Genomic DNA, 7,025 nt, shown 5'->3' with positions numbered 1-7,025 from the left:
CCACTCAATTTCTCCATTCGGGTGCTCTCGTCAAAAAATCCAAGTTGTTTCATGCGTTGTCCCTCCAAATTCTTGTTGCTTCTATGATACCATATTAATGCATGATTGGCTTGATATTTTTGAGTTTTTAGAGGTTACCTTTAGTTTTTGCGATCCCGATACCAGCGCGGCAAAGGCTGCCGATAACCGTCAAACAGGTCGAGTAAATCCTCGGCGGTTTTTTTGATTACGGCAGGACTGTTTTTACCATAACCCAGCGCCCAGGTGACATGTTCAAAGGCATAAACCGTAATATAGTAAGCCAATAAGGGGAAGAAGTCGGCCGGTGTCGGACCGTTGAAATAACCGGTGATCTGCCCTCTGGCAAAGGCGGGGTGTTTGGCTGCCGTCCAAACCAAAATGGCAAATTCTTCGTAAGGATCACCGATGCCGCAGCGGTCAAAATCGATCATGGCCATCGTGTTTTCCGGTGTTAAAATTAAGTTGGCGGCATGATAATCGCCGTGCTTGACCACCAGGGGTCTGCCGTCCAATAAATCTTTATGGTTGCGCAGGTAGTCCAGGCCGCTGGTTTCATTGTCTAAAACAATGCCGCTGATCCAATAGTTGCCGAGGATCTTGTCAACAATTTCCGTGTAATGCCGTTTCCAGTCGATCGGCGAGGGGATAACCGACAGGCGGTGCAGACGGGCGAGCAGAGCGCCGGCTTTCAAACCAAGATTATATTGTTCCGTTTCCGCCAGCAGGGGGAGTAAATCGGCGACGGTTTTCCCTTCAATCCAACTCAAGAGCATATAAATATGATTGCCGCCGTTGCAGAGCCCGAATTGCAGGGGCTTCGGCATGGGCAAATCAAAAGGTTCCAGTCGGGTTAGATTGGCATATTCCTGTTGTTCAAGCTGAAAACGATCGATGGATGTCACGCGCAGCATGCAGAGCTGCCCGGTGGCATCCTGCAGTCGAAACTTGAACTCCTTGGAGTTGCCGCCGTGTAATTCGGTGATTTGACTCCATTCGGAAAAGCAGGGGATATCCCGAAGCAAGGAAAGCCGGTCCGGCATGAAAACACCTTCTTTGTTCTGAACTGATGGTTTGTTTGCTTAATTCGAGCAAAGTTTGGCGTTTCCCTTTATCCCCCCCGCCCTGCGGCTGCCAAACCCGTCCGGCCGCCGGGGAGAGGGAAACGGCTGGTTTACGGGGGATTTGTTTTGAGGACATCGAAACCGAAATGGTTCGCCGAAGCTGAAAAAAGCTCCGCTTTTTCTCATTTTTCCTATTGTATTCGGGTTATAAATTTGTTAGGATAGAGCAGGTTTTCGAAATCAGAAATGACAATTTCAAAAGGAAATAGCGGTGCTATGTTGAAAGTACCGGCATTCATTGAAAAGAATATCATGAATCAGAAAAATCACGAAGGGTGGTAAGAGTCGATGCGAATAGGCATCACATTTGATCTTCGCCGCGAATATCTCAATGCGGGATATTCCAAAGAAGAAACTGCTGAGTTTGATGAACCGGAAACCATCGAGGCTCTGGAAGAAGCACTGCATGCTTTCGGTTATGAAACAGTCCGGATTGGCAATATTAAAAATTTGGTTCGGCGTTTGGCCGAGGGACAGCGCTGGGATTTGGTTTTTAATATTGCCGAGGGATTGCACGGGCTCAGCAGAGAAGCACAGGTGCCGGCGCTGCTGGATGCTTATGCCATTCCCTATACTTTTTCTGATCCATTGGTCTTATCTTTGGCTTTGCACAAAGCGGCTGCCAAAAGAATCATTCGCGATATGGGGATTTCCACCCCGCAATTCAAAGTCTTTCAACGGGGAGATGTCATTGAAGTTTGTGAATTTGGCTTTCCGATGTTTGTGAAACCGGTTGCGGAGGGTTCCAGCAAAGGCATCGGACGGCATTCTGCGGTGCAAACGCAGGAAGAATTGCAGACGGCCTGCTCGCTGCTGCTGGCAAACTTCGATCAGCCTGTCTTGGTGGAACAATACTTGCCCGGCCGCGAATTTACGGTGGGTATCGCAGGATCCGGCAATGAAGCCAGAGCGCTTGGCGTCATGGAAATTTTGCTGAGCGAAGCGGATTGGGCGGAGGGGTATTCCTATCAAACGAAAATCAATTATCTGGAAAAAGTAAAATATCGTCTTGTCACGGGGGAACTGCGTGAGCAATGCGCCGCCGTCGCCCTGCAGGTATGGCGCGGTTTGGGCTGCCGGGATGGCGGCCGGATTGACTTGAAGCTGAATGCCGAAGGGATCCCGAGTTTTCTGGAGGTCAATCCTCTGGCGGGACTCAATCCGCATTATTCCGACTTGCCGATTCTCTGCCAATTAAACGGGATCGGCTATCAGGAATTGATTCGCATGATTGTGGATTCCGCTTTGAAAAAAATCGAAAGCGGGGTCGCTTTATGAGCAAGGGATTGGTCGCGATTTTATACAATCAGGTCAATGAATCTGCTGCGCCGGATGAGCGGGATGTTTTGGATCAAGTCGCTCTGATTGCCAGGGCACTCGGCGAACTTGGTTATACGATTGCGTTGCAGCCGGTGCAAGGCGATCGGGAAGATTTACGACAGATCCTGAACAACCTGCAGCCCCTGCTGCCATTGTTTATTTTCAATTTAGTGGAAGCCCTGGCAGGAGAAGCAAAACTGAGTTACCTGGCTTCCGATCTGTATGAAGAGATGCGGATCAAATATACAGGCTGCACTGCGCATACGCTGCAGCTCACAACGAATAAGATTCTTTGCAAAAAGCGTTTAGAGAAACTGGGAATTCCAACCCCGGCCTGGGTCAGCTTAACCGAACAGCGCGATTTCACAGCCAAACAGAAGTACATTCTGAAGCCGATCTATGAAGACGCTTCGGTGGGGGTCACGCAGAAATCACTGGTCATAGCAGAGAATATCGCAGAATTGAGAGGTGAATTACGGCGGCTGGAAGCATCGACCGGAATGCCTTATTTTGCGGAACGTTATATTGAAGGCAGGGAAATTAATCTTCCGATGATGTCGGAAAGAGGAGATGTGGTGGTTCTGCCGCCCAGCGAAATTCATTTTCTCGGTTATGAAGCCTGTCAAAAGGAAAAAATTCTTGACTACAATTCAAAATGGCAGGCTGGCAGTTTTGAATATCAAAATTCACGGGCAACCGTTCATTTTGACAGCGGCGATTGCGTTCTGATGGAGAAAATCAAAGCGATTTCCCTGCAGTGCTGGCATCATTTTGTCAGAAAAGGTTATACCAGATATGATTACCGGGTGGATGCGGCAGGGAATCCCTGGCTGCTGGAAATTAATGCCAATCCCTGCTTATCAGACAATGGCGCAGGCTTTTATCTTTCGGCGCAGACCATGGGTTATTCTTATACCGATTTAATTCAGAGTCTGATTTCTGAGTTGATCTAGAAGAGGTGTTAAGCATGTCTGTTGTAGTTCAAAATGTCAAGGGCAAGGGGCGCGGGGTGTTTGCCGCAAGGGATTTCCAGCAAGGTGAAATAATTGAACGTTCGCCGGTGATCACGTTTGCGAAAGAGACCTGGACTCAACTGGAGGATACGGTTTTTTACCCCTATTGTTATTTTTGGGGAGAAAATTTAGAGGATGGTGCTTTGGCCTTGGGTGTCGGCTCTTTATTCAACCACTCTTACCATCCCAATGCACGTTTTTTTCGCCAACAAAAGGAACAAATCATTGAATTTGTCACGGTCCAGAAGATAGCAGCCGGCGAGGAAATTACCATTAATTATAACGGAATTGTGGATGACATGGAACCGCTTTGGTTTGATGTCTTGGAACAGGATACAAAATGAGTGAAAAAAAGAATCTGGTCGTCTTATACAACCAAGTGGAAGCGGATACCCCGGAGGATGTGTTGGACAATCGCACGCAGGCGTTCTGGATTGCAGAGATTTTGGCGCAGTCCGATTATCGGGTCTCGACGGCTGAGTTTACGGCCGAAAAATTGCTGGATTTAAAGAAAACCGTCTCTGACCAAGGCGAACAAGCTTTGCTCATCCTGAACATGGTGGATGCAACTCCCGGTCAGGCAGATTTGGTCTATCGGCTGCCCGCTTTGCTGAATGACCTGCAATTGCCCTACACGGGTTGCTCCTGCGAGGCGCTTTATCTCACGACGGACAAAATCAAGACAAAAGAGATTTTGCGCGAGTCCGGCATCAGTACGCCGGAATGGGTCAGTCATGCATCCTATGCCGGATTTTGCCGGGGACAGCAATACATCATCAAGGCGGTCTCCGAAGATGCTTCCATTGGTCTGACAGAAGATTCCGTGGTCAATCCTAGGGATGCGCGTCAGCTCGAACAGCTGATTTGTGAAAGGGAGAAACGGTTCGGCCGGTTATTTTTTGCAGAGCGCTATATCGATGGCCGGGAATTCAACGTTTGCCTCTACGGAGATCAGGATCATCCCATCGCACTGCAGCCGTACGAATGGAAATTTGAAGGCTATGAGGCCCTGGGTATGGCGAGGATTTTCGATTATGCTGCCAAATGGGAAGAGCAAAGCTACGGTTATGATCATGTAACAGCCGTTTACGATTTAGCGGGGGAGGAAAATCTGCTGCGGGAGCTCGAGGAAATCGCTTTGCAGTGCTGGCGGATTTTTGGACTGCGGGGACACGCCAGAATTGATTTTAGAATTGATGCGCAGCAAAAACCCTGGGTTTTGGAGATCAACGGCAATCCCAGTTATTATGGATTTTATCATATCGCCAGGCACAAGGGTTTGGATTTTCAGGAAATCGTCCGGGCGATTGTGGAAGCGGTTTAACGGGGAGGCGAAAATATGAAGAACCGGTCAATTGCTGCGGAGTTTGCAGACCTGCGCTTTCGGACTTCTTTACAAGCCGGTGAGCCGCGGATCATTCGGGAACTGACCGACTCCGTGGCTGTTTTTCATGATTATGAGGTGGAAATTGCCGGAGAATTGGCGGATGAAAATCTCAGTAAAGGGCCGGAGGCCAGTGGTTATCATTTCTTACTTGCCGAACGGCAGGGGGAAATTGTCGGGTTCACCTGCTTTGGGGAAATCCCCTGCACGCGCGGACGCTATGACCTTTACTGGATAGTGGTGAAGAAAGACTTTCAGGGCAAAGGTTTGGGTCGGGAACTGCTGCGCCGTACAGAAGAAGCAATCGAAGCCCGCGGCGGCCGCAAACTCTACGTTGAGACTTCCTCGCAGGAGGCATATCTTGCCACAAGGCGGTTTTATGAGCGCTGCGGCTATCTGGAAATCGGCAGGTTCCCGGATTTTTACGAAGACGGTGACGCCAAAGTGACTTATTGCCGGGATTTAATCTGACCCATCTGCACTCTGATCAGGCTGCAGGTCGCAGTGATCTGATTTTAACTCCCTGGGTTTTGGCCAGGGAGGAACCATTGCGGGTCTTTGGTCCAAAAGGAATCAGCGTAAACTCGCTGTGGCAAGCGAAAATTCAAGTACATTCATATTGTAACTATTTGTCGGCATGTTATAATGAATCAGAGGGATTTCTCAACAAGCCGGCGGTTTGAAGTTAACTTCCGGTTCAGGGGAACAGACTTTTTCTGAAGCAACCTTACGGCTCAACATGGGGGAAAAGAGCTTTCACCTGATTGACCATATATCAATTAGATCATGAGTATCACCCCAGGCTGATTGGCTTACGGAGACCTTGCAGGAACTCCTATGACGTCCTGCAAATCATATTCTACGGGGGGGGATCAGATGATTAGGGAATTGTCCCGGCAGCACTACCGTAACATCATACCGCTGATGAAAGGCAGACCGGAGGGGAATGTTCGCCTGCTCGCGGTAGTGGACGGAACCAATCCGGGCAGAATTTATGTGGATGATATTGAGCAGCCCAGGACGGCATTGCTTTGGGCAATCGGCAGCTCTTTTGCCGTTTTAGGCGAAAGCAATAACCCCGAATTCAATTCGTATCTGTATGATTTCCTGAAAAACCAATTGGGACCCGCCTCGCTTTCCCTTTCCGGCGGTACTCACTTCTGCCTCCCTTTTGATGAAGAGAGCTGGCAGGATATCTTTGATCAAATCTTGGGCAAGGTCAGAGAGGACAGTGAATTCCAAAATATTGAAACGCTCTCCTATATTTTTAACCGGCAGAACTATCTGCAAACAGCGAAAACGCAGCGGATGCTGCCGGACAATTACGAAATGAAAAAAATCGATGCTTCTGTGCTGCAGAATGACACGAGTCAGATTTTAAGGGAGGATATCCTGGGTGATTATTGGCTGTCGGAGGAAGCCTTCTTGGCTAAGGGCTTTGGCTATTGCGTCACCTCAGGACATCATGTGCTTTCCGTCTGTTTCAGCGGCTATGTCAGCGGTGTTTACCATGACTGTGTTTTACGCACATATAATGACAGCGACCGCAACGAAGGACTGGCCACCCTGGCAGCCAGAGCCTATCTCGAACACTGCATCAAGATACATTTGTCGCCGGTTTGGAATACTACCAGCTACAATGTAGCTTCGCAGCGGATTGCGGAAAAATGCGGATTTGAACTCTATCGAAAATGTCCTGCTTATCTCTTTCCATTTGATATCCTCTGAGAAAAGACGGTCCTGTGCGTCTGCCGCTCCAAACGAGAAGAAACAACCATGCCAACCGGCTGCCACTTCTTTTCGTCATCTGAGTCACAGAGTTTCTTTTTCTGAAGTATCGCGAAAACAAGCTTGACAGAACGTTTCTTTTTCGCTATATTATAGCATGTTACTTAGAAAAGCCAGTGTGGCGCAACGGCAGCGCAACTGATTTGTAATCAGTAGGTTGTAGGTTCGAATCCTATCACTGGCTCCATCTTTTGACCAGCGGAAGTAGTTCAACGGTAGAGCGTCAGCTTCCCAAGCTGAATGTTGCGGGTTCGAATCCCGTCTTCCGCTCCAAGTTGTTGGGTTTTAGGCATGATGCTGCAGCAAGCGTCATGCCTTTTCGTGTTTTTGCGGTCGAGATTATTTAATGAATTGAAGGAAACCCAGATGCGGTAGGGA

Annotated in this window: 7 protein-coding genes, 2 tRNA genes and 1 pseudogene; 9 read left to right on the top strand and 1 reads right to left on the bottom strand. The window is 48.7% G+C overall.

Annotation, left to right across the window (positions count from 1 at the left end):
• Positions 1 to 140: 140 nt before the first annotated feature.
• Positions 141 to 1,061, bottom strand: a complete 921-nt coding sequence (locus LLG09_07620) for a phosphotransferase (protein MCE5196977.1) — start codon at positions 1,059 to 1,061, stop codon at positions 141 to 143.
• 369 nt (positions 1,062 to 1,430) lie between these two features.
• Between LLG09_07620 and LLG09_07615 the strand changes: the two genes are divergently transcribed.
• The 9 genes and pseudogenes from LLG09_07615 to LLG09_07575 all read left to right on the top strand — a co-directional run bounded on the left by LLG09_07615 (position 1,431) and on the right by LLG09_07575 (position 6,920).
• Positions 1,431 to 2,420: a D-alanine--D-alanine ligase gene (locus LLG09_07615; protein MCE5196976.1), complete on the top strand. Its 990-nt coding sequence runs from the start codon at positions 1,431 to 1,433 to the stop codon at positions 2,418 to 2,420.
• Entirely contained in the window at positions 2,417 to 3,415 is a 999-nt protein-coding gene (locus LLG09_07610) for a hypothetical protein (protein MCE5196975.1), read from the top strand. Before LLG09_07615 ends, LLG09_07610 begins: the two co-directional genes overlap by 4 nt.
• A 14-nt stretch (positions 3,416 to 3,429) precedes the next feature.
• Positions 3,430 to 3,819: an SET domain-containing protein gene (locus LLG09_07605; protein MCE5196974.1), complete on the top strand. Its 390-nt coding sequence runs from the start codon at positions 3,430 to 3,432 to the stop codon at positions 3,817 to 3,819.
• Entirely contained in the window at positions 3,816 to 4,799 is a 984-nt protein-coding gene (locus LLG09_07600; protein MCE5196973.1) for a D-alanine--D-alanine ligase, read from the top strand. The genes LLG09_07605 and LLG09_07600 overlap by 4 nt, the downstream gene beginning before the upstream one ends.
• Before the next feature lie 15 nt (positions 4,800 to 4,814).
• Complete coding sequence (locus tag LLG09_07595; protein MCE5196972.1) at positions 4,815 to 5,330, top strand: GNAT family N-acetyltransferase; 516 nt, start codon at positions 4,815 to 4,817, stop codon at positions 5,328 to 5,330.
• Positions 5,327 to 5,434 (top strand): annotated as a pseudogene (locus tag LLG09_07590) (MBL fold metallo-hydrolase). The gene LLG09_07595 and the pseudogene LLG09_07590 overlap by 4 nt, the downstream one beginning before the upstream one ends.
• Before the next feature lie 301 nt (positions 5,435 to 5,735).
• Positions 5,736 to 6,587 carry a GNAT family N-acetyltransferase gene (locus tag LLG09_07585; GenBank protein ID MCE5196971.1) on the top strand — a complete coding sequence of 284 codons (852 nt, stop codon included), beginning with the start codon at positions 5,736 to 5,738 and terminating at the stop codon, positions 6,585 to 6,587.
• Positions 6,588 to 6,759: 172 nt separating this feature from the next.
• Positions 6,760 to 6,834 (top strand) — tRNA-Thr (locus tag LLG09_07580).
• Positions 6,835 to 6,845: 11 nt separating this feature from the next.
• Positions 6,846 to 6,920: transfer RNA gene (locus LLG09_07575), tRNA-Gly, on the top strand.
• The last annotated feature ends 105 nt before the right edge of the window (positions 6,921 to 7,025 follow it).

It is taken from the genome of Negativicutes bacterium, assembly GCA_021372785.1.
Taxonomy (GTDB): domain Bacteria; phylum Bacillota; class JAAYKD01; order JAAYKD01; family JAAYKD01; genus JAJFTT01.
This window is presented reverse-complemented; position numbering and strand designations above follow the sequence as displayed.

Coding starts and splice junctions, on each gene's coding strand:
- LLG09_07620 (MCE5196977.1), bottom strand. CDS start 1,061: ATGCCGGACCGGCTTTCCTTGCTTCGGGATATCCCCTGCTTTTCCGAA.
- LLG09_07615 (MCE5196976.1), top strand. CDS start 1,431: ATGCGAATAGGCATCACATTTGATCTTCGCCGCGAATATCTCAATGCG.
- LLG09_07610 (MCE5196975.1), top strand. CDS start 2,417: ATGAGCAAGGGATTGGTCGCGATTTTATACAATCAGGTCAATGAATCT.
- LLG09_07605 (MCE5196974.1), top strand. CDS start 3,430: ATGTCTGTTGTAGTTCAAAATGTCAAGGGCAAGGGGCGCGGGGTGTTT.
- LLG09_07600 (MCE5196973.1), top strand. CDS start 3,816: ATGAGTGAAAAAAAGAATCTGGTCGTCTTATACAACCAAGTGGAAGCG.
- LLG09_07595 (MCE5196972.1), top strand. CDS start 4,815: ATGAAGAACCGGTCAATTGCTGCGGAGTTTGCAGACCTGCGCTTTCGG.
- LLG09_07585 (MCE5196971.1), top strand. CDS start 5,736: ATGATTAGGGAATTGTCCCGGCAGCACTACCGTAACATCATACCGCTG.